This is a genomic window from uncultured Streptococcus sp., from assembly GCF_963528215.1.
Classification (GTDB): Bacteria; Bacillota; Bacilli; order Lactobacillales; family Streptococcaceae; genus Streptococcus.
Genome location: NZ_CAURVL010000002.1, coordinates 124,054 through 149,764 on the forward strand (window position 1 = coordinate 124,054; position 25,711 = coordinate 149,764).

A 25,711-nucleotide genomic window follows, 5' to 3' on the forward strand; every position below is an offset into this window, starting at 1 on the left:
ATCAAACAAATAAAAAAGAGAGAACTTGCATTCTCTCTCGACGCTAAAATTGCCGCCAACTCCAGTTAGCTATCTGCCTTATTTATCACCCTTGTTACGAATAACAAAGCCGGTTTTCTTTTCGCTAGAAGTATTGCGTGGCTTCTTGTGGTCCTTGCGGTAGCGATTTTCTTTGTCAAAACGCTCGTCTTTGCGACCTTTCTTAAATTGATCGCGACGGCCACCTCGGTCACGGCGATTGTCATTACTGCGACGGTTGCTATTTCCGCCACGACTGCCCTTGCCTTTTCCGCCAAAGCCACCGCCAGACGGTTTAAATGGCAATGGTTTTTCACGGGCAATTTCTACTTCAGGAAGGGCATCTGGATCCTGCACCGTCAAGCTGAGGATATACATAGCCAGCTCTTCTGGACTGAATTCTGCTGCTAGCTTGCGGGCATCCTTGCTAAATTTCTCAAAGTTAGAACGGATGCTTTCATCCGCAAAATCGCGTTCAATCTTCTTAAGAGCAACTTTTTTCTTAGCTTGGAAAGCTTCCTCTGCAGTCGCAGGCTTAAGGCCTTTCATACGCTTCTTGGTCAGATTTTCGATAATCTGCAGATAGCCCATTTCATTTGGCGCTACGAAAGTGATAGACTGACCTGACTTACCAGCACGACCAGTCCGACCAATCCGGTGAACATAACTTTCTGGATCCTGCGGAATGTCATAGTTGTAGACGTGGGTCACACCAGAAATGTCCAATCCACGCGCGGCCACATCTGTCGCCACCAAGACATCCAGATTGCCGTTTTTAAAGTCGCGTAGGACGCGGAGACGCTTGCCTTGGTCCAAATCACCGTGGATACCCTCTGCTCGGAAACCGCGGATTTTCAGACCGCGAGTCAGCTCATCCACCCGGCGCTTAGTCCGGCCAAAGACGATAGACAGCTCTGGCTGCTCCACGTCCATCAGGCGGGTCATGGTATCAAATTTTTCATTTTCTTTGACACGGATATAATACTGATCTACCAGCTCTGTCGTCAGCTCTTTAGCAGCAATCTTGACATGATTAGGCTCCTTCATGAACTTGACACCGATGCGCTTGATAGCATCCGGCATGGTTGCTGAAAAGAGCAAGGTCTGACGCTCTTCTGGCACACGTGAAATGATAGACTCAATATCTTCCAAAAAGCCCATGTTAAGCATTTCATCCGCTTCGTCCAAGATTAAGGTTTCAATCTGATTCAGCTTAAGCGCCTTGCGTTTGATCAAATCCAAGAGACGGCCAGGTGTTCCTACGACGATATGAGCACCTGATTTGAGGGCCTTGATTTGCTTTTCGATGCTGGAGCCACCGTAGACAGAACGCACCTTGACCCCCTTGCTGCGGCCAAAACGGAAAAGCTCTTCCTGACTCTGCACAGCCAATTCACGGGTTGGAGCGATAATCAAAGCCTGCACAGCAGGATTATCTGTATCAATCTTCTCCAAAGTCGGGAAGCCAAAGGCCGCTGTCTTTCCTGTCCCTGTCTGGGCCTGACCAATGACATCCTTACCTGCCATAGCAAGTGGAATCGTCTGCTCTTGAATGGGGCTTGCTTCTACAAAGCCAGCTTTTTCAACCTCTGCTAGTAATTCAGCAGATAAATGTAATTCATTAAATTTCAATGTTCTTCTTCTTTCTAAAGGCGGTGCGAAGCCACCTTATAAGGCTTTTGATACTCAACTATCGAAACATACCAAGCACATGTCGCTTGCTAAATCTCGATTTTCTGAGAGTATTCGCTCTTCTCTTCATAAATATGGGCTCTCAAGTCCAGGCACTAAAAAAGCGCCGACTCGGTCGCTAGCTCCCACTGAATAGAAAAACTGTATTTCTGCAACTAATCTAGTATACCACAAAAGCACCTAAAAAGATAGGACTTGCCTGTAAAATATTTTATTAGAGCTTTCTTTTGTAAAAAATGAAAACTTGAAAATCATTTTCAAAAACATTATAATCTACAAAGAAGAAAGGAGACAGGGATGAATAAATTTTTACGAGTGATTTTCATTTTACTAATCTTAGCTATGCTGGGCGCGGCTATGATCCAGATTTTCCAGCCCCAGCTCTTGGGCAATGAGTCCATCTATGGTCTAGCTCCCTACTGGCAGCGGGAAATTGGTTTCTGGAATCTGGCTATTCTGCCTTTAGTCATTGCCACCAACATAAAGTATGATTGGTTCTATCTGCGTATGACTTTGCTAGCACTGATTCTGGGCGGACTGGGCTTTGGCACCAACCATCTGCTAGGCTATCTGGAAAAGGCCAATCAAGCAAACTTTCTGGGCTGGATTGAAAATTATCTGCTAGTCTTCTGCTGGATCATCGGCTGGGGACTGGAATATCGAAAAAGACAAAAAAGTGATGAAGAGACTGTCTAGATAGGCAGATTCTTCACCACTTTTTTCTTCATTATGGACACTTTTCTATATTAGCCAGTAGCTTCTCAGCAAATTGACTAGTGGTCAAGGCTGGCACTCCTTCCTGCTGACTGGCAAAATCCCCTGTCACTTTTTGCTCAAAGAGAGCCTTCTCAATAGCCTTAGTCAGGAGATGAGAGACCTCCGACCAACCAATGTAATCAAAGAGCATGGCCCCTGATAAGATAAGAGAACAAGGATTAGCCCTATTTTGACCCGCTATATCTGTCGCCGTCCCATGAGTTGCTTCAAAAATAGCATGACCCGTCTCGTAATTGATATTGGCCCCTGGCGCAATACCGATTCCTCCCACCTGAGCAGCCAAGGCATCGCTGGCATAGTCACCATTTAGATTGGTCAAGGCGACAACATCAAATTTCTCTGGAAAAAGCAAAATCTGCTGCAAAAAATTATCTGCAATGACATCTTGGATGATTAGTTTTTCAGAAGCTAGCTCGTCCGCATACTCTCTTTGAGCTAGTTCATAGCCCCATTTCCGAAAACCGCCCTCTGTAAATTTCTGGATATTGCCCTTGTGGACTAGAGTTACCCGACTCAGTCCTTTGGCTAGCGCGTAGTCAATAGCCGCCCGTATCAGCCGCTCGCTGCCCTGCTTAGAGATAGGCTTGATTCCAATAGCAGAGCTTTCTGGGAAGCGAATCTTGTCAACCTTCATATCCTTCTGCAGGAAAGCGATAACTTTTTGGACTGCAGCCGTTCCACTCTCCCACTCAATCCCTGCATAGATGTCTTCTGTATTTTCCCGAAAAATCGTAATATCAGTCTTCTCGGGGTGCTTGAGCGGACTGGGAACTCCCTTGAAATAACGAACCGGTCGCAGGCAGGCATAAAGGTCTAATTCTTGTCTCAGGGCCACATTCAAGGAACGAATCCCTTCTCCAACTGGGGTTTCTAGCGGGCCCTTAATAGCCACTAGATGGCTCTTAATCGTTGTCAGTGTTTCATCCGGTAGCCAGTCACCTGTCTGGTCTGCAGCTTTTTTCCCAGCCAAAACTTCCTTCCAAACAACCTTTTTCTGGCCACCATAAGCCTTTTCTACTGCCTTATCAAAGACCAGCTGGGCATTTTTCCAGATATCAACCCCAATCCCATCACCTTGAATGTAAGGAATAATAGGAGCATCTGGCACCTGCAACCGCCCTTTCTCAAACAAAATCTTATCTGCCATTTTATCTCCTTCCTATGGGAAGATACTCCAAACCTTGAGCACCAATGTAGTTAGAACGTGGCCGAATCAGCTTATTGTTCTTGCGCTGTTCCTGAATATGGGCAATCCAGCCAGCCACCCGACTCATAGCAAAAATCAAGGTGTAGATACTGCTGTCAATGCCCAACACATGGTAAACCGTAGCCGAATAAAAATCGACATTCGGTATCAGATGCTTGGTATGCTTCATATAGGCTTCAATTTCCTCTGAAAGCTGATACCAGACTTCGTCTTTGGTTCCCTGTGTCAAGTCTTTGGCCATTTGACGCAGGTATTTTTCACGCGGATCATGGGTCTTGTAAACCCGGTGACCAAAGCCCATAATCTTCTCGTGAGAGGCCAGCTTGCGGTCTAGGTAGGCCTGACAATCCCCTTCCTCTCTGATCTCTTTCAGCATATCAAAGACACATTCATTAGCACCGCCATGAAGCGAGCCCTTGAGTGCTCCAACAGCTGCTGTCACGCAGGAATAAATATCGGTCAAGGTTGAGGCACAGACTCGAGCCGCAAAAGTTGAAGCATTGAGTTCATGATCGGCATGGAGCACCAAGGCGCAGTTGAAGGCTTTGACTTCAAGCTCACTCGCCTCTTGTCCTTTGAGCATATAGAGGAAATTAGCTGCGAATCCCAAATCCTCTCTAGGCTCTATTGGAGTCTGACCCGACCTCAGTCTTGCAAAAGCCGCAATAATGGTCGGCATCTTTGCCATAAGCTGGATGCTCTGCTCATAGGTCGCTTCCAGAGAAGCTTCCTCAGCATGGACATTATAAACCCCCAAAAGACTGACCGTTGAGCGCAAGACACTCATGGGATGAAGGTGCTTGCGGGACTGGATGAGAATACACTGCTCCACCGCATCGCTAATGGCATAATTAGCTCGCAGATCTTCTTCAAAATGCTTGAGCTCAATTTGAGTCGGCAAATGCAAATGCCACAGCAGATAAATCACCTCTTCAAAACTCGCATGGTGCTCTACCAATTCAGAAATATTGTAGCCTGCATAAGACAAAGAATCATCCACAATCTGGCTAATCCGAGTATCACAGGCAATGGTATCTTTCAAACCGTCCGTCTGACTCATGCTCACACCTCCTCTAATTTCTTTCTAACGACCATGGGTAAAATCCCCCCATTTTCATAGTAACGGATATCCGCCTCTGCATCAAAGCGCAGCCGAGCTTGAAAAGCTATTTCTTCAGCACCTTTCCGCGCTACCACTTCAACCAGCTGGCCAACTTGCGGGTTCTGTGGCAGATTGATGTCGAAAGTCTCCTTGCCTGTTAAGCCCAGACTAGCCGCATTTTCTCCATCTAGATACTGGAGAGGAAGAATCCCCATCATGACCAGATTGGACCGGTGGATACGCTCAAAACTCTCTGCCAGCACCACCTTGACACCCAAAAGATTAGCCCCCTTAGCTGCCCAATCACGGCTGGACCCCATACCGTAGTCTTTGCCAGCTAAGACAATGGTGTCAATCTGCTCTTCCTTGTAGCGCATAGCTGCCTCATAAATGGATAGCAACTCTCCTTTATAATCTGTGTACCCACCAATTTTCCCATCCGCCAGTTCGTTTTTTATTCGAATATTGGCAAAAGTCCCTCGCATCATGACCTCATGATTGCCCCGACGGCTGCCATAAGAATTAAACTCTTGGTAATCCACTCCATGCTCCATCAAATAGGAAGCTGCCGGGCTATTTCTGGCAATATTTCCTGCTGGGGAGATATGGTCTGTCGTCACCGTATCCCCAAATTTTGCCAGCACTGCAAGATTTTTCAGTGGCTGAATGGCTAAAGCATCAGCTAAGCCATCAAAGTAAGGTGGATTTTGAATATAGGTCGAAGCCTGATTCCACTGATAATTTTGAGAAGAGGCTGTCGGAATCTGATTCCATTTTTCATTGTCGTCAAACACATGGGCATATTCTTTTTCAAAAAGCTGGCGCGTCACATATGTTTGAACATAATCTGCAACTAAATCGTGCTCCGGCATCAAATCCATCAAATAAACAGGCTGCCCCTTTTGATCATAACCCAAGGGCTCACTAGTCAGATCAATATTGGTATTTCCAGCCAAAGCATAGGCAACTACCAAGGGAGGACTAGCTAGGAAATTAGCCTTGACCAACGGATTAATCCGCCCTTCAAAATTGCGATTTCCTGAAAGAACTGCACTAGCCAACAAGTCAGTATCCATAATCGCCTGAGCCACTTCCGGTCGGAGATTGCCTGAATTTCCAATACAAGTAGTGCAGCCATAGCCAACAACATTGAAACCAAGCTGATCCAGATAAGTTTGCAGACCACTTTTCTTGAGATAACCTGTGACCACCTTGCTGCCCGGTGCTAAAGAAGTCTTGACAGTCTTTGAAACTCGTAAGCCTTTTTCTACTGCTTTCTTGGCTAAAAGTCCTGCCGCCATCAGGACATAGGGATTAGATGTATTGGTACAGCTAGTAATGGCAGCGATAGCCACATGACCCGTTTTAATCATCTCCTCATGGTCAGAAAATTGAACTACTGCAGACTTTTCCAGCTCGCTCTCATCTAGACCAAAGCCTCGGACCCCCGCTTCTCTTACTAGACTAGCTTGAAACTCCTCTTTAGCAGCTGTTAATTCAATTAGATCTTGGGGCCGCTTGGGTCCTGAGATGCTCGGCACAATGCCAGACAAATCAATTTCAACTACCTTGGTATAAATCGGCTCAACTCTTTCATCATAGAAGAGGTGATTTTTTTGAGCATAGAGACGGGTCAGCTCGATATGATCTTCTGATCGATTGGTCAGACGCATGTAATTGAGCGTTTCCTCATCTATCGGAAAATAACCACAGGTAGCTCCGTATTCCGGCGCCATATTAGCCACTGTTGCCCGGTCAGCCAGGCTTAGATTAGACAAACCAGGCCCAAAGAACTCGACAAATTTGCCAACAACATTTTCCTGCCGCAAGATTTGCGTGACCTTTAAAGCCAAATCTGTCGCAGTCGCAATCTTAGGCAGCTTGCCCAATAGACGAACACCAATCACCTCAGGAACTGGGAAATAAGAAGCCTCACCTAACATGGCAGCCTCAGCCTCAATCCCACCGACTCCCCAGCCCAGAACACCAATCCCATTGATCATGGTCGTATGACTGTCCGTCCCAAACATACTGTCCGGATAGAGTTGGCCATCCTTTTCAATGATGACATCACTGAGAAACTCGATATTGACCTGATGGATAATCCCCGTAGCAGGAGGAACTGCTCGATAATTATCAAATGATTTTTCTGCCCACTTGAGAAATTCGTAGCGCTCATTATTGCGGACAAACTCTTGGGTCATATTGGCCTCTAGAGCTGTATCACAGCCATAAAAGTCCACCTGAACACTGTGGTCAATGACTAAATCGACCGGAATCTCTGGATTAATCTGATTGGCCTGACCTCCCTGCCCGACAATAGCATCGCGCATACTAGCCAAATCCACCACGACAGGAACACCTGTAAAATCCTGGAGAATGACTCGACTAGGCTTAAAAGGAACTTCTCCACTTGGTGATTTAGCTTGATAATGTATCAAAGAGATAATGTTATCTTTTGTTACGTCAATACCATCTTCCTTACGGAGAACACTTTCTAATAATATTCGTATAGAATAAGGAAGTCCTTCTATATCCCCTCCTAGTAGAGCTGAGGCTTTTCCAAGGTCTGTATATTGGTATGATTTGCCTTTATAATTTAAATTGCTTAGGTATTCTGCCATATTTCTACCCCTCACTTATTTTAAATTGTTTTATATTATACTTTATTATGAAAATTTATGCAATAAAAATTATAATTTTTATGTTATATTTTCTAACACAAAATAACAGTTTTTTTAATATAGACCAACTGTACTAATCATTTTCTTTCCAAAGCAAAAAAACAAGCACCATCTCGGTGCTTGTTTTAGGGAAAATAATTTCAAATGCTTACTTCTTATTGGCCAGCCATTTAAGAAGCTTGGTCAGAAGTCCCCAGATGATTAGACTAATGACAACAATATAAATCCAGGCATTTTTATCATTAGATAATGGCAAAGGAACATTCATACCAAAGAAACCAGTGATAACTGCAAGTACTGCCAAAAGAACTGAAATAATAGTCAGGACAGTCAAATTGTCATTCAGATTGTTGTTCAAGATATTATTGTAGGATCCTGAGAGCTGACTGAGAACTTGAGCAATCAGATCAGTCATCGAAACGAGCTGACGAGCCTCAATCATGGCATCCTCAAACTGTTCAGTTTCTAAGTCGTCAAAACGGCGGTAAATACCATGGCTTTTGATATGCTCTAGAAGCATGCGGTTCTGCTTAGCCGCAGCAACTAAATAGACCATTGAGGTTTCCAAGTCTGACAGGGCAAACAAATGCTTTTTAGTAGTTGTCTGGCGCAGAAGAGTATTAATTTCGTCCTTACGCTTGTCCATCCGCTCAACGACTGGATAGTAAGAATTGGAGATCAACTCTAGACTAGCAAAGAGAAACTTATAGACCGATACTGGCTCATGATGCTCAGTATAGGCTTTCATCATATCAACAACATAGGCATTGTCCTGGTTACTGATCGTAATGAGCCTCCCCTCCTGAGCCACAAAGGTCATCGGAATCGTCTCATAATGTTCCTTATCTGTCGCTAGATTGAGGACATTGTAGATAAAGACAACTGTACCATTCTCGCGATTATAGTCCATATGGGCCCGTTCGTTCTTATCGAGTGCATACTCGATAGTTTCTTTGTCAATTTCATAATCTTGATAGATCTGCGCAGTCTGCTTAACATCATCAGAATCAATATTAATCCAGACATCCTGACCTTTTAGTTTTCTTTCCAGAAACATGGGGCTCCTTTCTACAATGTAGAATAATTCTCTAATAAACTAGCGCCCAACTTCATAAACTCTTCCTGCAAGTAAATATGCGATGTCGAAGCACAAAACAAATCAAATTAACTACCTCGCCTGATGAAATTAGTCAAGTGGTTAGCAAGGGTCCAACAGAACTCGGCCTTAGTAACTTTAGTTTGTTATACAATCATAACAATCCCATTCACTACGACACGAAGAGGCGAAAACGATTATTTTTTCGCCGATGAGTTAGTAAGGCAGTTAACTAGTCTATACAATAGCACTTAGCGTCCAACAATTAGGAACTTTAGTTCCAATTATTGGTACTGAGTTACATCTTCTCTTCCAGTCTGACATCTGGATACTTGTCCGCAAACCAGCGCAAGGCAAAGTCGTTTTCAAAGAGGAAGACTGGCTGGTCAAAGCGGTCTTTGGCTAGGATGTTACGGCTAGAAGACATACGCTCGTCCAGGTCATCTGGTGAAATCCAGCGGACAGTCTTTTTGCCCATAGGATTCATGACCACTTCAGCATTGTATTCATTTTCCATGCGGTGTTTAAAGACCTCAAACTGGAGCTGACCGACAGCGCCCAGCATGTACTCGCCTGTCTGGTAGTTGGTATAAAGCTGAATGGCTCCCTCTTGCACCAGCTGCTCAATCCCCTTATGGAAGGATTTTTGCTTCATAACATTCTTGGCTGAAACCTTCATAAAGATTTCAGGAGTAAAGGTTGGCAGAGGCTCAAATTCAAACTTATTCTTGCCTACAGTCAGGGTGTCACCAACCTGATAAGTCCCCGTATCATAAACCCCGATAATATCACCAGCTACAGCATTGGTCACATTCTCCCGACTTTCGGCCATAAATTGAGTGACATTGGATAGCTTGGCAGACTTGCCAGTGCGAGGCAAATTGACACTCATACCGCGCTCGAACTCGCCAGAAACGATACGGACAAATGCGATACGGTCGCGGTGGCGCGGGTCCATATTGGCCTGAATTTTAAAGACAAAGCCTGAAAAATCTGGGCTGAGTGGCTCGACTACCTCGCCATCTGTCTTCTTATGGCCATGCGGTTCCGGAGCAAACTTGAGGAAGGTTTCCAGGAATGTCTGGACACCAAAATTGGTCAGGGCTGAACCAAAGAAAACAGGTGTCAACTTGCCCTCCAAAATCGCTTCTTCTGAGAATTCATTTCCAGCTTCGCTCAAGAGCTCAATGTCTTCCTTAACTTGCTCATAGAAAGGATTGGAAGCAAACAGTTGGTCGCCTTCTGCCAGAGTCGCAAAGCGCTCCTCGCCCTTATAAAGCTCCAGCCGCTCATTGTAGAGGTCATAAAGTCCTTCAAAGCTCTTCCCCATGCCAATCGGCCAATTCATCGGATAGCTGGCAATGCCTAAAATCTCTTCCAATTCTTCCAACAAGTCCAAGGGCTCGCGACCGTCACGGTCCAGCTTATTCATAAAAGTGAAGACTGGAATATTCCGATGCTTGACAACCTCAAAGAGCTTCTTGGTCTGGGCCTCTATACCCTTGGCCGAGTCAATAACCATAACCGCAGCATCCACTGCCATCAGGGTCCGGTAAGTATCTTCGGAGAAGTCCTCGTGCCCCGGTGTATCCAGAATATTGACCCGCTTGCCATCGTAGTCAAACTGCATGACAGAGGAAGTCACTGAAATCCCCCGCTGCTTCTCAATATCCATCCAGTCAGACTTGGCAAAATTACCCGTCTTTTTTCCCTTGACTGTCCCAGCCTCACGAATCTCGCCCCCAAAGTAGAGCAACTGCTCCGTAATAGTCGTCTTCCCCGCGTCCGGGTGGGAGATAATGGCAAAAGTCCGGCGTTTCTTAATTTCTTCTTGTAAAGTCATCTTCTTCTCTTTCTTTCATTTAGGATAATGGTGAATCTTAGTATTTGTTTTTTATTTTACATCGGAGTATTCCAATCCTTTCAACCTACCTATTATAGCGGATTTAGCACTTTTTTTCAATTATCTTAGAAAGATAAAAAATCGCCCTTCCGAGCGATTCCATTCTCCTATGTCAATGAAATTTCCCTTAAAATCTAACAATGACACTGTTAAAGAGGAAAATTGCAAAGAGTAAGGTTAAACCCAGTAAATAGAGCGGGCGTTTTTTCTGGTTTCCAGTTCTTCTTTCTCTTCAGCTGTCATGGAAAAAATGGCCTTATTCCGTTTCAAGAGTTAGAGGATCAAGCCCTCTCCCCTTTGTTCGCCAGCCTTAAGAAAGCCCAAAATTTGGGGTGTTTCATTCCGTCAACAGAAGCATCTAGCTCAACCAGCTTAAACAGTCAATAGACAAACAGTCCATTTGTAACTAGAAGCAAAGCAAGTCATAATTAAGCTTTCTAATTAAAAAAATCCTGCCACATTAACTTGACAGGAGCTGTAAATCTGAAGTGAATTAACTGCGGACCAGACTTAACTGCTTTTTCCACCGTTTCTTAAACAATATATCAAAGAGAACCAGAGCCAGAGAAAGAATGACTGACACAAGGAGGTACTTTATCCATAGAGGAGCATGGGGGATGAAAGGCGGATTTTTTAGCAGACCGTAATTTCCTCCTGTCACTTGGTTAACGCCGACTAGGAAAAGATTGAGCCCAAAGGTGTAAGCTACAATCATGTACTTCTTGAGCAGGCTCTTGTCATAGTGATTCATCAGATAAATCAGGGAATTAACCAAGAGAGCATAGTGACCAATCAGGAAAGAGAAGCTGGTAATATGCGGGAAATCATAGGGGTCAAAGACTGGGTAGCCCAAGGCAAAGACCGCTCCGCTGGCTCCTAAAAGAGCAAAATACTGCTTGCTGCGCCAATTGTCTGGCAGAAAAACCACCGCAAACATAGCCAGTCGGCAATGATAAAAGGGTAGACTGTTGGTAAAAGGAATCCGAAAACCAAAATACCAGCTATAAAGCATCAGCAGCTGGGCAATCTGAATCCACTTAAAAGCCTTGACAAAACGCGGATTATCATGGTATTTGAGCGAGCTCCAAATAGACAGCAAGACCAGAGCAATCATCGCAGCATACCATAAAATCGAGATAGGCGGTGCCACCGTTTTTGTCGTAGTTAAAAAATCTTTCATAAATCCTCCATGAGATAATTAAGTTAGGGAAACTGTCTTGGTCTGCTCCACGCGCTTAAAAATTTCAGAAACCAAGCAAACTGCTGCACTTAAGACGATTGAGACAAGCAGATAATTGAGCAGGAGTCCGTGATCGCCAACAAGCGGCGGATCTGTGAGAAATCCATAAGAACCCTTTGTCAACATATTGATAACAAGCAAAAAAGCATTCATCATAAAGGTCGTCCACACCACTCGCTGCCAGCTCATAGAGAAAGTATGATAATATCTGAAAAGATAAATCAAACAATTTCCCAAGAGCGCTAGATGGCCGATGATAAAGGACAAAATAGTGATATGGGGAAAAGGGTAAGGATCGAAAATCGGATAAATGAAAGCTACAATTGATCCAAAAGTCCCCAAAAGTGCAAAATAAAATTTATACACTGAGCGATTAGGCAGAAACATCAAGGCAAACATGGCCATTCTGCAATGATAAAAAGGCAGACTCTCAGACAGCGGGGCAGCAGCCAGCATATACCAAGAGTAGAGGCCTATCAGCTGGCAAGCTTGCATCCCGACAAATAGCCGCTGGTAAGGCTTCCGATTGTAGTAGCGATAGGAAAGCCAGATAATCGCAAAGACCAGCCCCAAAAGAACAAAATACCAAAGTCCCAGTTGAGGCGGTTCGGTTTTATAGGTTGTAAATAGTTCTTTTATTCCCATCTCCTACATCTCCATTCTAGTAGATAAAGTTTAGCCAAAGCTGGGGTTGCCAGTTGTTGCTTATAATTCCCCCTCCAAGTCCTCTACCAGCTTAGCCAGATTCATAGAATTGCTGCCTTTCAGAAGGATTTGGTCGGCAGGAGTCAGCTTCTCTCTGACAGCTTTAGTTAGTTGTTCAAACTGGTCTTTCTCATCATTTTTGATAAAGTAATGAACCTTGCCTGGCGGGTAGATTTCCTTGGCATAGTCATAGAGGGCTTCCATGTCTTGTCCATAAAGGAAAAGGTCGGTCACAATTTCTGGATTGAGGCTAGTAATCATCGAGCCGTGCATGGACTTAGAGTCAGATCCCAGCTCTTTCATATCCGCCAGCACCGCCAATTTTCGTCCGCCCGGATTGGCCGGAATGGTCGAGAAAGTCTCAAGAATCAAGCGCATAGCTGTTGGGTTGGCATTGTAGACATCCGATAAAATATCTGCGCCATTGCCAGCTTTCTTCCACTCCGTTCGATTGCGGGTCAGCTCCAGCTCAGAAAAGGCTTGAGCAATAGCCGCCTCAGATACCCCCTCCTGCAGAGCCGCATAGGCTGCAATCATGGCGTTGGTCGCATTGTACTTACCGGTCACAGGCAGGTCGATCCTTTGCTCTAAAAAGTTACATTCAAAGCTCAAGCTGTCCTTGCGCTCTTCCAGACGCGTCAGGAAGATATCCGAATCAGGACCAAATCGAACCAGTTTGCAGTCTGCTGGCAGAAATTCATTGACAATCTTATCCGCTGGCACGATCAAGAGACCATCTTTTCTCAAGCCGTCCGCAATCTGCATCTTGCCTTGGGCAATCTCAGCTCGGCTACCGAAAAATTCCAGATGGGCTTCTCCGACCAGAGTTACAATGGCCGTCTTAGGTTTGGCCAGTTCAGACAGGAGATGGATATCGCCCAAGTGGTCCTGCCCCATTTCTAAGACAAGTTTCTCTGTGTCTTCAGGCATATGAAGAACCGTATAAGGCAGACCGATTTCGTTATTGTAATTACCTTGTGTCTTATAGGTCTTGTAAGTGGTTGCTAGTAGCTGAGCCAGCATATCCTTGGTCGTCGTTTTGCCGTTGGAACCTGTCACCGCCAGCACATCCACCTGCATCTTTTCCAGATAGTACTGGGCCAAGCGCTGAAAGGACGTCAGGACATCATCAACCAAGATGTAAGTCCCCTCTGCCACTGGGCGCTCAGATAGGGTGACAGCAGCTCCCTGAGCAAAGGCTGTTGCGATAAAGTCATGGCCATCACGCGCTCCCTTAAGCGGCACAAAAAGGTCACCCGATTCAATCAAACGGCTGTCAAACTCAGCATTTCTAAGCGCGACATTTTCAAACTGAGTCACATCATTTTTCGCAGACAGAACTTCTGCGATTTCATATAAATCTAATTTCATACTTCTTCCTCATTTTTCGGTTTGCTTGCAAAAAGAAAGGACCGAAAATTTTCAGCCCCTCTATTATATCATATTTTAGAGAAGATGCGCCTCTCTCTTAGCAAATGCCTCTTCAGCTAGGCCAACTAGTTTCTCAATCAAGTCAGGATAGGCCAGCCCCATATTTTCCCAAAGCAATGGATACATAGACCACTGGGTAAATCCTGGCATGGTATTGAGTTCATTAAGGAAGACCTGACCATCTTCTGCATAGAAGAAATCACAGCGGGACAGTCCCAGACCGCCCAGATCTCGGAAAGCCGCCTCTGCATTTTGACGCATCAGACTCACCACTTCTTCTGGAATCTTGGCCGGAATATCCATAGTAATCTTATTATCAATGTATTTGGCTTCGTAGTCATAGAAAGCCACGTCCTTGACCACTTCTCCAGGCAGGGTACTCTTGACGTCAACATTGCCCAGAAGCCCAACCTCAATCTCCCGAGCTGTCACTCCTTGCTCAACCAGTACCCTGCTGTCGTATTTGAATGCCAGTTCCAGAGAAGCCCGCAGTTCAGCTTGGTTCTCCGATTTAGAAATGCCGACACTGGAGCCCATATTGGAAGGTTTAGTGAAGACTGGATAGGTCAACTTCTCCTCGATTTCCTGGATTTTTTGCTCTATATCCTCACCATCAACCAACGCTACATAAGGCACTTGGGCGATCCCTGCTGATTCCAGCACTCGCTTGGTCGTAATTTTATCCATGGCTAGGCTAGAAGATAAAATATTACAGCCGACATAAGGCATTTTGAGCACTTCTAGGAAGCCTTGGATAGAGCCATCTTCGCCCATAGGACCATGCAGGACTGGAAAGACCACGGCTCCTTTTTCGTAAATATCGCTGGGCTTAATCTTCCGAGACACATCCACTGTGGCATTGGTCATCAGCTTCTCATCAGCCGCTGGCTTTGCTTCAAATTCCTGAGTTTGGATAAAATCTCCGTCCTTGGTGATGAAGTAAGTTTTCACCGAGAACCTATCATAATTGACAGCCCGCATGACGCTCTCAGCTGATAAAACCGAAACTTCCCGCTCTGCACTGCGTCCGCCATACAATAAAATCAATCTTTGTTTTGCCATGATTTTTCCTATCATTTTCTAAAAATAGTACGATTTACAAAAGCTGCTGGCGCAAGAAGAATCCTCCTCAAAGGCTGAGCGACAGACCTGCAGGATTGGAACCAATTAGCGGATTCTTCCAAGCAGAAGCTTCTGTATCAGTCCGTTTTAGTATATCACAATTCCCAGCATTTTTGAACAGAAAAAAAGACTCTTCCAGCCAGCTAGAGCCAGAAAAATCCTTTATGTTTATAATTCCGTCCGATTTTCGATAGCGCGAATCAATGTGACCTCATCCGCATACTCAATGTCAGAGCCAACAGCTAAGCCACGCGCTAGGCGAGTCACCTTAATCCCAGCGGGCTTCAGAACCCGTGAGATGTACATGGAGGTCGCTTCGCCATCCGCAGTCGCATTGGTCGCGACGATAACCTCCGTCACTTCACTATCCATCAAACGAGTAATCAGACTCTTGAGATTGATGTCATCCGGTCCAACGCCATTCATAGGTGAAATCAAACCGTGCAGGACATGATAGAGTCCGTGGTATTCCTGGATATTTTCCATGGCTGACACATCCCGGCTGTCCTCAACAATCAAAATAGTTGATTGGTCTCGCGACTGGTCTTGGCAGATTGCACAAGGGTCTTCGTCCGTCAGGTTGCCGCAGACAGAGCAGTAGCTCAGTTCACGCTTAGCAGCCAGCAGGTTCTTGGCAAATTCATTGACATCATCATCACTCATGCCAATAGTGTAAAAAGCCAGTCGAGTGGCTGTTTTGATGCCAATGCCGGGCAGCTTTGAAAAACTGTCAATCAGCTTGGCAATAGGGGTTGGGTAAAGCATAAAATCCTTTCTCTATTCTCAAAAAATCTCCTCAAACCAGATTGCTCTACTTGAGCACTGACAGCTTTAGCTTTCTATGTTTGCTGAGGATTTTCATTGAGCACTAATTCATAGGGTGTTGTTGATTGTAAAGATTGATAATATCGCGAGTGATACTGTGGCTGACAGTAGAAGATAGGTTCGTATTGTGAGGAAACACCACTGCCACCGCAATCTGTGGCTTCTCACTCGGTGCATAGGACACGACATTGGTATTGATGGCTTCTTTCTTGCCTTTGTCCACGAAGGTCTCAGCCGTACCAGTCTTGGCACTGATTGGCACGCTCTCTCCCTGAGAAATGGTCCGGCCAGTCGTAAAGCCACTGCTGCCATGAACCACTTGATAGAAGCCTTGCTTGATAATGCTCATATCCTCGTTAGAGATATTAACCTGGTTCAGCTCCTTGGTGTCAATTTTCTGCACCAAATCACCCAGTCCTCCTTGGTCACTGTTGCCGTAAATGCCTTCAACGATATGCGGAGCCACACGTTTACCATTATTAGCCACTGTCGAGGCGTACTGAGCCAGCTGAAGTGTCGTATAGTTGTCAAACTGGCCAAAAGAATTGGTCAGATAGTTGGCAAAAGTAAACTTGTCTGGAAGATAGCCTGTGGACTCATTTGGCAAATCAATCCCTGTTGAAGTTCCCAGACCATACTCTGCAAAGGTCGAACGCAGCTTTTTCATGGACGGATCCAGCTCATCAAAATTCAGTTTCATATCCGCTGAGTAAGGCGTTCCCATCATCTTCAGCGCTACTTGCACCATATAAGTATTGGAAGAGTATTCCAAAGCCTCTTGGGCTGTGATAGCACGTGAACCATACTGGGTAAACCAAGAGGTAATACTGTCTGTACCGCCAAAACTAATCGGCTGGTCTGTCAGGACTTGATTGCCGCTAATGGCATTATTTTCCCAGCCCGAGGTCAATGTTGCAGCCTTGACCACAGAACCCGGAACAAAGACATTGGTCATGGTCCCTAAAGCATCGACTGAGCTTTCTCCTGTTTCCAGATCATGCCGGATGCCTGCCATGGCTAAAACGGCGCCGGTATTGGGATCCATAGCTACGGCATAAACGCCCTCAGAGTAAGTTGCATTGCCACTAGCCAACTCTGCATTAAAGGCATTTTTGAGAATGTCCTCCACTCCCTGCTGGAAGCTTAAATCCACCGTCAGCTTGAGATTGTCTCCCTTACTGCCGTCAGAGATATTTTCCACGCTCTCCATATTACCATTTTTGTCCAGATGAATCTCCTTCTCAGCTCGCTTGCCTTGCAGGACTGACTCATACTGCTTTTCCAAATAGGAGGTCCCCACCCGATCATTGAGGGAGTAGCCTTTTTTCAGGTAATCATCCACTTCCTCAGCTGGTAACCCAGTCTTTTCTGTCGAGATATTTCCCACGATAGACGCCAGTGAGGTATCCAAGACCTTGCGGTCCCAGCCCGTTGAGACACTGATACCCGGCAGTTCCTTGCTGCTGGAAGCCAGTACAGCCACCTGCTCTGTTGTCAGCGGATCTGTCTGGATGGCCCCCGTCGCAAAGTTGGAAATTGCATTCATTTGACTAAAGAGAACGATGGCCTTCTTTTCCTCGTCCGTATAGCCCAGCTGCTTAGGGTCAATGCTCTCAGCTGCTGCTTTATAGATTTTGGACTCAGGCAGGCGGTTGCCGTCCGTATCAAATTTCTTGTCCTTGGGCAGCTTTTCCACCACTTCCTGATAGACTGCGCTGTCCGCCAAATAATAATCCACCTCTTGGCGGTCTGTCACCTCTGTATCACTGACACTGACATAGGTCAGAAGCTTTTGAGCTGTCGCTCGAATCTCTTCAGCCGTCAGCCGGTTATCCCGTGTATAGGTCACCACCTGCTTGGTCGTATTTTCCACCAAGGGCTTGCCGGTAGCATCATAAATCTGCCCACGCACTGAGCTAGTGGTAATCTTGGTCTTGCTAGCCTTAGCCAACTTATCCGTATAAAAGTCCTGATTGACCACCTGCATATAGCCTAGACGGGCAATCAAGGCTAAAAACAAAAACATCACGATTCCAAACAGCAGATAAAGCCTTCTGGTGATGGAATGACTGTCAAATTTTCTCTTCTTCCTTGCCATCTTCTCTCTCATTCTAGTAAAAGTTCTGACCTTTATTTTACCATAAATCCAGCTCGATGAATGTTTCAAAACTGATAGAAAATCTGAAAATGTGGACGGGTTAAGAGGAAGTCTGTCAAACAACTGAACCTAAAAGACTTGCCAGCTAGGCTTCCAGCAAGACTTGTTTTTCCTCTATGGAAAAGCAAAGAACCTGAGAATAATCCCAGATTCCTTTAAGCTTATTTTCCAAGGTAGTATTCTTTTACTACATTCAATTTTTCGTCAAATTCGAATACCAATGGTGGGAAGTTTGGAATTTCCACATCCATGATTTCATCGTCAGACAATTGTTTGATGTGCTTCACAAGGGCACGGATTGAGTTACCGTGTGCACCTACAAAGACATTTTTGCCATCTTTCAAAGCTGGAGCAATTTTGTCTTCCCAGAATGGAAGGGCACGCTCAAGCGTAACTTTCAAGTTTTCAGCATCTGGAATAACTGAGTCGTCAAGTGAAGCATAACGACGGTCAGTGTGTGCTGAGTGCTCATCATCGCGATCCATGTTTGGAGGCAATACATCGTATGAACGACGCCAGATATGCACTTGCTCATCACCAAATTGCTCAGCTGCTTCTGCCTTGTTTTTACCAGTCAGGCCGCCATAGTGACGCTCGTTCAAACGCCATGATTTTTCAACTGGTACCCAAAGCTGATCAGCCGCTTCCAAAGCAAGGTTAGTTGTCTTAATCGCACGCTTCAAAACTGAAGTATAAGCTTGGTCAAACTCGATACCAGCTTCTTTAATCAGTTTACCAGCGTCGATTGCTTGCTGTGTACCTTTTTCAGACAAGTCAACATCAGCCCAACCAGTGAAAAGGTTCGCTTTGTTCCATTCAGACTCACCGTGGCGAGCAAAAACTAATTTTACCATTAGATGGATTCTCCTTTTATTTTCCGAGGCAGTCCCCGTTTATCTATTCTATTTTACAAAATTTTCGCCTAAAAAGCTAGCCTATTTCGTCAAATCAGACCTTTTTCAGCAAGAAAGCGCTTTTGTATTTCCGAGCAGAAACCTTTGCCTTAACACCCACCAGACAGATAAGCCTCGTTGGCTTCCTTGAGCCACCAAGTCCGCCGCCTATCTATAAGTTGATGAATGGCCAACAAGCCTGCTACTATCCAGTTACAAAGCATATTGACAAAGACAAAGAGCTCTACTCCCTTAATCTGCTGGGCGGGAGTTAGCTGAATTTGCTTGACAATCAACGATTCTCCTTCCATTTCGTAAAACTTAGGCATATAAGTACTTAATAAGATGATAACAAAGATAAAGAGAGTAAACTGAACTGGCCAAGAATAAAGAATTTTATGAAAATGCTCAATCCTCAAAGAGAAAGTAAAAAATCGCTTAACACGTTCTCTTGCTACAAAAAGGATAAATAAGGGAATGTAGCCAAAAAGTGTCACACTAAATAAGGTAGGATTATGAGAACTAGAAGGAATAAATCTACTAAATCCATAGTCCCCTGTCCATAGAAACCAGTCACCTATAACCTGTGGCAACCAATAAGATAGAATGATAATGAGCAGTGTCGAAGCAATTCCAATTTTGACACTCCATACTCGCTTCACCTTTTGATAAATCAGATAAAGACGTGAGCGATCCACACTGTTTTGAGGAAGATTTTCCTTTATTAGCTTGCCGCAAGAAGGACAAATAGGATAGCCCGCCTCATCCTCAAAGAGAAGATGTCGGCATTCAAAAAAAGGAGATTCTTCGCCGTCTGGCAATTCATCCAGCCATTTCTTTCTCCAAAACATAAGACCTCCTAAAAATCTAATCTCCCCACAAAGTAATAACCCTTAAAGATTTCGATACTACAAACTTATGACGAATTTACCTATATTTTAAATCCTACAGAACTTTTTGAATCTCTTTGTAAAAAGCTTTATTCTGCTTTCATTATATCAAAAGAGAATTCACCTGTAAAATAATAGCATAAGTATATAAGGGGTTGTCCTTAAAATATCTGATTTTGCTAAGTACAGTGCCTGATTGGGCATCCTATCTCTAAGATCGGATGATATCCTGCGAACATGCCTTGCTAAAACACATAGAAAAAGGCTAAGAGACATAAGTTCTAGCCTTGCTTTTTATTAGAAGTAGAATCTTGACGAGGCAGCTGATCACTCAAAGTACTGCTTTGAGCTTGCAGATAGAAGCTGCAGCTCAAGTCACAACTTTGTTCGTCTTTGAGGCTCCAAAAAGCTCCTAATCATCCTCGCTGTCACACCGCCTCTTGCTGGCATTGGGGGCATAGGCCATAGACAGTCGTCTGGCTTTGGGTGATGTGGTAGCCAGTCTGCACTTCAGCCTCATGCTTCACATCCGGAAGTTCCAGCTCCATATCAGCGATACGGCCGCATTTTTCACAGATGACATTGAGATGCTGATGGCCCATAAAGTCAAAGTAGGTCGTCGTATCATTGCGAACCTTGAGCTCAGCGACAAAACCCTCATCAATCAGAACCTTGAGATTATTATAGACTGTTGCCAGACTCATATTAGGAAAATTGGACTTCAAGTCCTGATATATCATTTCAGCGCTAGGATGGTCATGACTTTGGATAATATAGTCAATTACCGCCTTCCGCGTTTCTGTAATGCGCACACCCTTGGCGCGCAAATGGCCAATTACTTGGTCAAAGTCATGCTGATGTTCTTGTTTCATTATTTACTCCGTTATAGCCTCTCATCTAAGTCATTACCATTATACCATGACTAGGCTTACTTGGCTATTAAGAATGATTGTAAATAAGCTAAAAAGAAAAAAGCAGGACAGAAAGAACCAAAGTTCAGCATCCTGCTTCTGCATGATTGCTTATCCATTTAAGGCAATGCAAGCTTTAAACTAGTATTTTTTTCAATCCCCGCTCTATGCTTGGAATCTCTTCAAGCTTGCTAAATAAAGGGAACCGCCTATGATAGAAAGAATAGCACCAATCCAGCCCAAGAAGTCATTAAAGGTAAAAATTCCACCTACAATCATCAAGATAGAGCCTGCTGGTCCCACACGATTGTCATCCTTATAGTAGACAATACCAGCAATTCCCAAAGCTAGGATTGCAATTTTCAGGATGTCAAATACACCTAGCATAAAATAAATAACCCAAATGAAGAAAGGCCACAAAAGTAGAATAATACCACCGATAAGTCCAACAAGTCCATTTACGAGTGCTAATGTTTTTGTCTTCATCAACAGTCTCCTTTATATAATTTTTTACTAAAATAGTTTACCATATTTGCTAGAAAAATACAAGCCCATTTTTAATTTTATGAAAAGTTCAAGCATTTGACTGCTTATAATGCTTATCTTTCCTTGAAAAATAAAAAGCCTGCTATTCCAACAAAAGTTGACATAACAGACTTCTCATATATTCTAGATTTTCAAAGCTTTTTACTGAAGCTTAGTCTTAATCACGCTGACGTTTGGTCAAGCCAACTGCTCCTCCAAGGCAGACAACGTCTGAATGGGTAGCAGAAAGATTGAAAAAAGCACAACAAATAATCCCATCAGCAAGCGAATTTTGCTGCCATAAGGATTAACAGGACGCAGTGAGCCCTGAAGTGATTTCAATTTCATTTCTTACCTCCTAAACTTTTTATTTCACGTCTTTAAATATGTTTGTCCTTTATCATTCTCTTTTGTTTAGAGACAAATTACTTCACTTTACTGCAAAATAAAAACTCCAAGAAAGTTCATCAATCAACTTTCTCGAAGCACCTAAATCTCTTATTAAGCTCAAGAAATGAGAGCAAAAATAAAAACCTGACATACTCGCCAGAGGCAAGTGTATCAGGCTTTATTAACCAAAATTATTTTACAGCGTCTTTAAGAGCTTTACCTGCTTTGAAAGCTGGTACTTTAGAAGCTGCGATTTTGATTTCTTTACCAGTTTGTGGGTTGCGGCCTTTACGTGCTGCACGCTCACGAACTTCAAAGTTACCAAAACCGATAAGTTGAACTTTTTCACCTTTTGAAAGGTACTCAGTTACAGCTGCGAATACAGCGTCAACTGCTGCTGCTGAATCTTTTTTAGTCAATTCTGTAGCTTCTGCTACTTTTGCGATCAAATCTTGTTTGTTAGCCATTTAACAAATCCTCCAAATTTTTTCTGGGTTGATAACCCTAACAAATATTATCATATCTAAAAATAGCTTTCAGGTCAAGTACTAAGCCGCTATTTTCTAAATTATTATGGTTTTATTCGTAACGAATCAGCACAGCCCAAGCATTTTCCCCTGTATGTGTCTGAATAATGGACCCTGTTTCCAGCACTGAAATAGGTTTCTTGACATACGGCTGTAAACTTTCCTTCATTTCCTGGGCCAATTCTGGACCGCCAGCATAGGAAATTCCAATCTCAGCCACTTGCTTATTTTGCAGACTTGCTGTCAAATCATCCAACCATTTCTTAAAGGTCTTAGCGCCCCTCCCCTTGACAATGGGCTCCAGCTGATGGTTCTTCATCTGCATGATAACTCGGATATTAAGCAAGGAGCTAATCAGACCGGAAACTCGGCCAATACGGCCTCCTTTAACCAGATTTTCTAGGGTGGAAAGACCGATGTAGAGCTCTGTCTTTTCCTTCACTTCCTCGATTTTAGTCAGAATCTCCTCCAGGCTAACTCCTTCTTTAGCCAGTTTAGCTGCTTCAGTGACCTGGAACTTCATAGCCTGATCAGTGAAAGAGCTGTCAACAACCGTCACATCCGCATTAGCCAAAGTCGCTCCCTGACGGGCGGCTTCGACAGTCCCTGATAAGGCGTGAGACATATGAATGGAGATAATCTGTGCCCCATCCTCTGCCAAGCGATCAAAAACATCAGCAAAAACTCCGACGGGCGGCTGGCTGGTTTTAGGAAGATTGCGACTAGACTGCATGAGACGAAGGAACTCTCCTTCCTCTAGGTCTGCATCCGAATAGACCACCCCGTCCACCATAACAGAGAGAGGCACAATAGTAATGTCTAATTCCTTAGCAACCTCTGGTTCAATGGTTACAGATGAGTCTGTTACGATTTTTATTTTTGTCATAGATTTCCTACTCTGTATCTAAATTTTAACTTGTTATTACACTACATTATACCAAATTTTTATGGTTTTGTGGGGGAATATTCGCTAAAATCATAGCTCAGTCCAAGCGTTTCCTAAATTTAATCTGCTTGTTTTAGTTTTTTAATCTTTTTGCGCTTCTTTAAAATTAGATGAAAAAGTGTTTACATGCAGCTTTTTTAGCTTTATTGGGGAAAATTTTAGGAAAAAGCTGGTTTTCAAAGAGAATCTCAGCAAAAAAAGATTGGATTTTCCCAATCTTTTTTCAGTCTTCGGCTACCAAATCCTCATTTTTTATGGCATACCGCTCTATGATGCCATTATGACCAAAGACAACTCCGTGGAGGACTCCGCCATAAACAGCTCCGCCATCCATACCAATCTTGCCATCCTCAGTCATCCATAGCTGATTAGTTCCCGGTGCCTTATGCAAGAGGTAAAATGTTGGTGTATGGCCAAAGACAATCGTTTTGCCAGTCTGATTGCTGCCTTCGTGAAAAGGCGCGCGAATCCAAACTTTTTGATAATCACTGGTCTCTCGCCAGTCTTTCAGCTCCAAATCTAGGCCGGCATGAACAAAAATGTACCGCTCTGTCTCCAATAGGAAAGGCATCTGACGAAGAAAATCTACTAAATCTGCCGCCTCCGTCTTGACACGTTCCGCGTCTGCTAGTCCATCTACAGGAGCATTGAGAGGCCGGCCTAAAAGCGAATTAATCGTCGTATCTCCGCCATTGCGTCGGTAGTGGTCATAAGATTTTTCAGGATTGTCCAGCCAGGTCAGAAACATATACTCATGATTGCCAGAAAGACAGATAGCTCCTTCTTGGTCCACTAGGTCCTTGACCCGCTCCAAAACTGCTCGGCTGTCCTCACCACGATCTATCAAGTCGCCCAGAAAGACTAGTTGGCTGCGACCATCCCAGTGCTGGAGCAACTCATCTAGCATACCGGCCTTGCCATGGACATCACCGATTGCAAAATATTCTGTCATACGCGCCACCTCCTAAAGGAGACCGAAACACTAGTGTCTCAGTCTCGCTTGTTTATTTTTTTAATAATTCTCTGGCTTGAGTCAAAGCAGCCTCCGTCACATCTTCACCAGCCAGCATCTTAGCGACTTCCTGAACACGCTCGTCAGCCGTTAGTAGGCGAACCGTTGAGACGGTCGAATTCTCATCCGAAATCTTCTCAATAAAGAACTGATAATCGGCAATAGCAATGACCTGCGGCAGATGGGAGATAGCCAAGACTTGGCCATTGGAGCCAATCTTGTGAATCTTCTGAGCAATAGCCTGGGCCACTCGACCAGAAACGCCCGTATCCACTTCGTCAAAGACAATACTGGTCTTGCCTTCCTTACGAGAAAAGGCAGACTTGATAGCCAACATGAGACGGGAGAGTTCCCCGCCAGACGCAACCTTCACCAAAGGTTTGAAATTCTCGCCCGGATTTGCTGAGATGTAAAACTCTACTTGTTCATTGCCTTCACGGTTGAACTTGCCCTTACTGAACTGCACTTTAAAGCGTGCCTTTTCCATATAGAGGTCTTGCAGCTCTTGCTTGATTTCCGCTTCCAGCTGGGCTGCTAGGCCGTGACGAGCCTGACTCAGCTCCTGGGCCAGCTCTACCAGCTCTCTCTCCAAGGCCTTTAGCTCTCGGTCCATATCCTCTGAGGACAAGTTACTTCCAGTTAAAAGGCTGTATTCTTTGGAAATCTGAGCAAAGTAATCCAGCACATCATCTACTTGGCCGCCGTATTTACGCGTGATGCTGTTAATCAAATCCAGACGACTCTCCACCTGCAACAGCCGATCTCCGTCAAAGTCCAGTCCATCTAAAATGTCCTCTAGGCGCTTGCTGACATCTTCCAAGACATAATAAGTCTCTGACAAGCTGCCTGAAAGTTCCTTGTAGGCTGGATCGTAATCCTCGATAGACTCAAGGTCATTCATAGCTGATCGGACATTGGTCAGACTGGAAAAATCTTCATTATCCAGCATGGTATAGGCGTTCGTCAGCGTATCGGCAATGAGCTTGTGGTTGAGCAAGCGATCCCGCTCCTGATGCAGAGCAGTATCTTCACCACTTTTGAGGGCTGCGCTCTCAATCTCCGCCATCTGAAACTCCAGCATCTCAATTCTGGCCTTATGCTCCTGCTGATTTTTCTGTAGAGTCAGCAATTGCTTACGTAGACTTCGATAGCGGTCAAAGGTTTCCTGATAGCGACCCTTGAGATTTAAAAAGTCTGCTGTTCCAAACTCATCTAGCATAGCGATATGAAGCTGGGGTCTCATCAATTCTTCCTGATCGTGCTGACCATGTATATCTACCAAATGCTGGCCAACAGCCTTTAGAACAGACAAATTAACCATCTGGCCATTGATACGACTAACACTGCGGCCGTTTTGCAGAATTTCCCGACGGATAATCAGCTCATCGGTCAGCTCCCAGCCCTGCTCCTCAAAAATCTCTCGCAAAGCTCTGCTATTTTCCAGCGAAAAAAGTCCCTCTATCTCAGCTTTGGGTGCCCCATGACGAATAACATCCGTCGTAGCACGGCTGCCCAGCATCATGTTCATCGCGTCAATAATAATAGACTTACCGGCTCCGGTTTCTCCGGTCAAAACCGTCATACCTTGCTCAAAATTAAGGGAAATCTCCTCAATAATGGCAAAATTTTTAATCGAAATTTCTAATAACATAGGCTT

22 protein-coding genes and 1 pseudogene are annotated in these 25,711 nt (G+C 44.4%); 1 reads left to right on the forward strand and 22 read right to left on the reverse strand.

Going from position 1 to position 25,711, the window contains the following annotated elements:
* Positions 1-78 precede the first annotated feature (78 nt).
* Complete coding sequence (locus RWS24_RS01490) at positions 79-1,650, reverse strand: DEAD/DEAH box helicase (protein WP_314364791.1); 1,572 nt, start codon at positions 1,648-1,650, stop codon at positions 79-81.
* A gap of 357 nt (positions 1,651-2,007) precedes the next feature.
* On the opposite strand from RWS24_RS01490, the gene RWS24_RS01495 reads away from it, so the two are divergent.
* Entirely contained in the window at positions 2,008-2,406 is a 399-nt protein-coding gene (locus RWS24_RS01495) for a hypothetical protein (RefSeq protein WP_314364793.1), read from the forward strand.
* A 31-nt stretch (positions 2,407-2,437) separates the two neighbouring features.
* Here the strand turns inward: RWS24_RS01495 and icd are convergent, their stop codons facing one another.
* From icd to recN, 21 genes and pseudogenes are all read right to left on the reverse strand, one after another.
* Complete coding sequence (icd, locus tag RWS24_RS01500; RefSeq protein ID WP_314364794.1) at positions 2,438-3,634, reverse strand: NADP-dependent isocitrate dehydrogenase; 1,197 nt, start codon at positions 3,632-3,634, stop codon at positions 2,438-2,440.
* A gap of 1 nt (position 3,635) precedes the next feature.
* The gene (locus tag RWS24_RS01505; protein ID WP_314364796.1) at positions 3,636-4,754 is read right to left on the reverse strand and encodes a citrate synthase; all 1,119 of its coding nucleotides are present in this window, start codon (positions 4,752-4,754) and stop codon (positions 3,636-3,638) included.
* Between the two features lie 2 nt (positions 4,755-4,756).
* Positions 4,757-7,420: an aconitate hydratase AcnA gene (gene acnA, locus RWS24_RS01510; protein WP_314364798.1), complete on the reverse strand. Its 2,664-nt coding sequence runs from the start codon at positions 7,418-7,420 to the stop codon at positions 4,757-4,759.
* 208 nt (positions 7,421-7,628) lie between these two features.
* Complete coding sequence (locus RWS24_RS01515; RefSeq protein WP_314364800.1) at positions 7,629-8,537, reverse strand: magnesium transporter CorA family protein; 909 nt, start codon at positions 8,535-8,537, stop codon at positions 7,629-7,631.
* 337 nt (positions 8,538-8,874) lie between these two features.
* Positions 8,875-10,419, reverse strand: a complete 1,545-nt coding sequence (locus RWS24_RS01520; protein WP_314364801.1) for a peptide chain release factor 3 — start codon at positions 10,417-10,419, stop codon at positions 8,875-8,877.
* Between the two features lie 187 nt (positions 10,420-10,606).
* Positions 10,607-10,895 (reverse strand): annotated as a pseudogene (locus tag RWS24_RS01525) (hypothetical protein).
* A gap of 77 nt (positions 10,896-10,972) precedes the next feature.
* Positions 10,973-11,659, reverse strand: coding sequence for a TIGR02206 family membrane protein (locus tag RWS24_RS01530; protein WP_314364803.1), 687 nt, complete (start codon positions 11,657-11,659; stop codon positions 10,973-10,975).
* Between the two features lie 18 nt (positions 11,660-11,677).
* On the reverse strand, positions 11,678-12,364 hold the full coding sequence (locus RWS24_RS01535) for a TIGR02206 family membrane protein (RefSeq protein ID WP_314364805.1): 687 nt from the start codon (positions 12,362-12,364) through the stop codon (positions 11,678-11,680).
* Positions 12,365-12,424: 60 nt separating this feature from the next.
* Complete coding sequence (murF, locus tag RWS24_RS01540) at positions 12,425-13,795, reverse strand: UDP-N-acetylmuramoyl-tripeptide--D-alanyl-D-alanine ligase (RefSeq protein ID WP_314364808.1); 1,371 nt, start codon at positions 13,793-13,795, stop codon at positions 12,425-12,427.
* Positions 13,796-13,870: 75 nt separating this feature from the next.
* Positions 13,871-14,917, reverse strand: coding sequence for a D-alanine--D-alanine ligase (locus tag RWS24_RS01545; protein WP_314364809.1), 1,047 nt, complete (start codon positions 14,915-14,917; stop codon positions 13,871-13,873).
* A 228-nt stretch (positions 14,918-15,145) separates the two neighbouring features.
* A complete protein-coding gene (recR, locus tag RWS24_RS01550; protein WP_002897999.1) occupies positions 15,146-15,742 on the reverse strand; it encodes a recombination mediator RecR in 597 nt (198 codons plus the stop codon).
* A 103-nt stretch (positions 15,743-15,845) separates the two neighbouring features.
* On the reverse strand, positions 15,846-17,912 hold the full coding sequence (pbp2b, locus tag RWS24_RS01555) for a penicillin-binding protein PBP2B (protein ID WP_314364811.1): 2,067 nt from the start codon (positions 17,910-17,912) through the stop codon (positions 15,846-15,848).
* Positions 17,913-18,121: 209 nt separating this feature from the next.
* A complete protein-coding gene (locus RWS24_RS01560) occupies positions 18,122-18,814 on the reverse strand; it encodes a phosphoglycerate mutase (RefSeq protein ID WP_002898001.1) in 693 nt (230 codons plus the stop codon).
* Positions 18,815-18,963: 149 nt separating this feature from the next.
* Complete coding sequence (locus RWS24_RS01565) at positions 18,964-19,704, reverse strand: hypothetical protein (RefSeq protein ID WP_314364813.1); 741 nt, start codon at positions 19,702-19,704, stop codon at positions 18,964-18,966.
* Positions 19,705-20,171: 467 nt separating this feature from the next.
* A complete protein-coding gene (locus tag RWS24_RS01570; protein ID WP_072073623.1) occupies positions 20,172-20,615 on the reverse strand; it encodes a Fur family transcriptional regulator in 444 nt (147 codons plus the stop codon).
* Positions 20,616-20,819: 204 nt separating this feature from the next.
* On the reverse strand, positions 20,820-21,140 hold the full coding sequence (locus RWS24_RS01575; protein WP_002896121.1) for a hypothetical protein: 321 nt from the start codon (positions 21,138-21,140) through the stop codon (positions 20,820-20,822).
* 237 nt (positions 21,141-21,377) lie between these two features.
* The gene (locus RWS24_RS01580; RefSeq protein WP_314364817.1) at positions 21,378-21,527 is read right to left on the reverse strand and encodes a hypothetical protein; all 150 of its coding nucleotides are present in this window, start codon (positions 21,525-21,527) and stop codon (positions 21,378-21,380) included.
* Between the two features lie 233 nt (positions 21,528-21,760).
* A complete protein-coding gene (locus RWS24_RS01585; protein ID WP_002896125.1) occupies positions 21,761-22,036 on the reverse strand; it encodes an HU family DNA-binding protein in 276 nt (91 codons plus the stop codon).
* Positions 22,037-22,148: 112 nt separating this feature from the next.
* The gene (locus RWS24_RS01590; RefSeq protein ID WP_314364820.1) at positions 22,149-22,982 is read right to left on the reverse strand and encodes a DegV family protein; all 834 of its coding nucleotides are present in this window, start codon (positions 22,980-22,982) and stop codon (positions 22,149-22,151) included.
* A gap of 283 nt (positions 22,983-23,265) precedes the next feature.
* Positions 23,266-23,994, reverse strand: coding sequence for a metallophosphoesterase (locus RWS24_RS01595; RefSeq protein WP_314364821.1), 729 nt, complete (start codon positions 23,992-23,994; stop codon positions 23,266-23,268).
* Positions 23,995-24,046: 52 nt separating this feature from the next.
* A complete protein-coding gene (gene recN / locus RWS24_RS01600; RefSeq protein WP_314364823.1) occupies positions 24,047-25,705 on the reverse strand; it encodes a DNA repair protein RecN in 1,659 nt (552 codons plus the stop codon).
* Positions 25,706-25,711 lie beyond the last annotated feature (6 nt).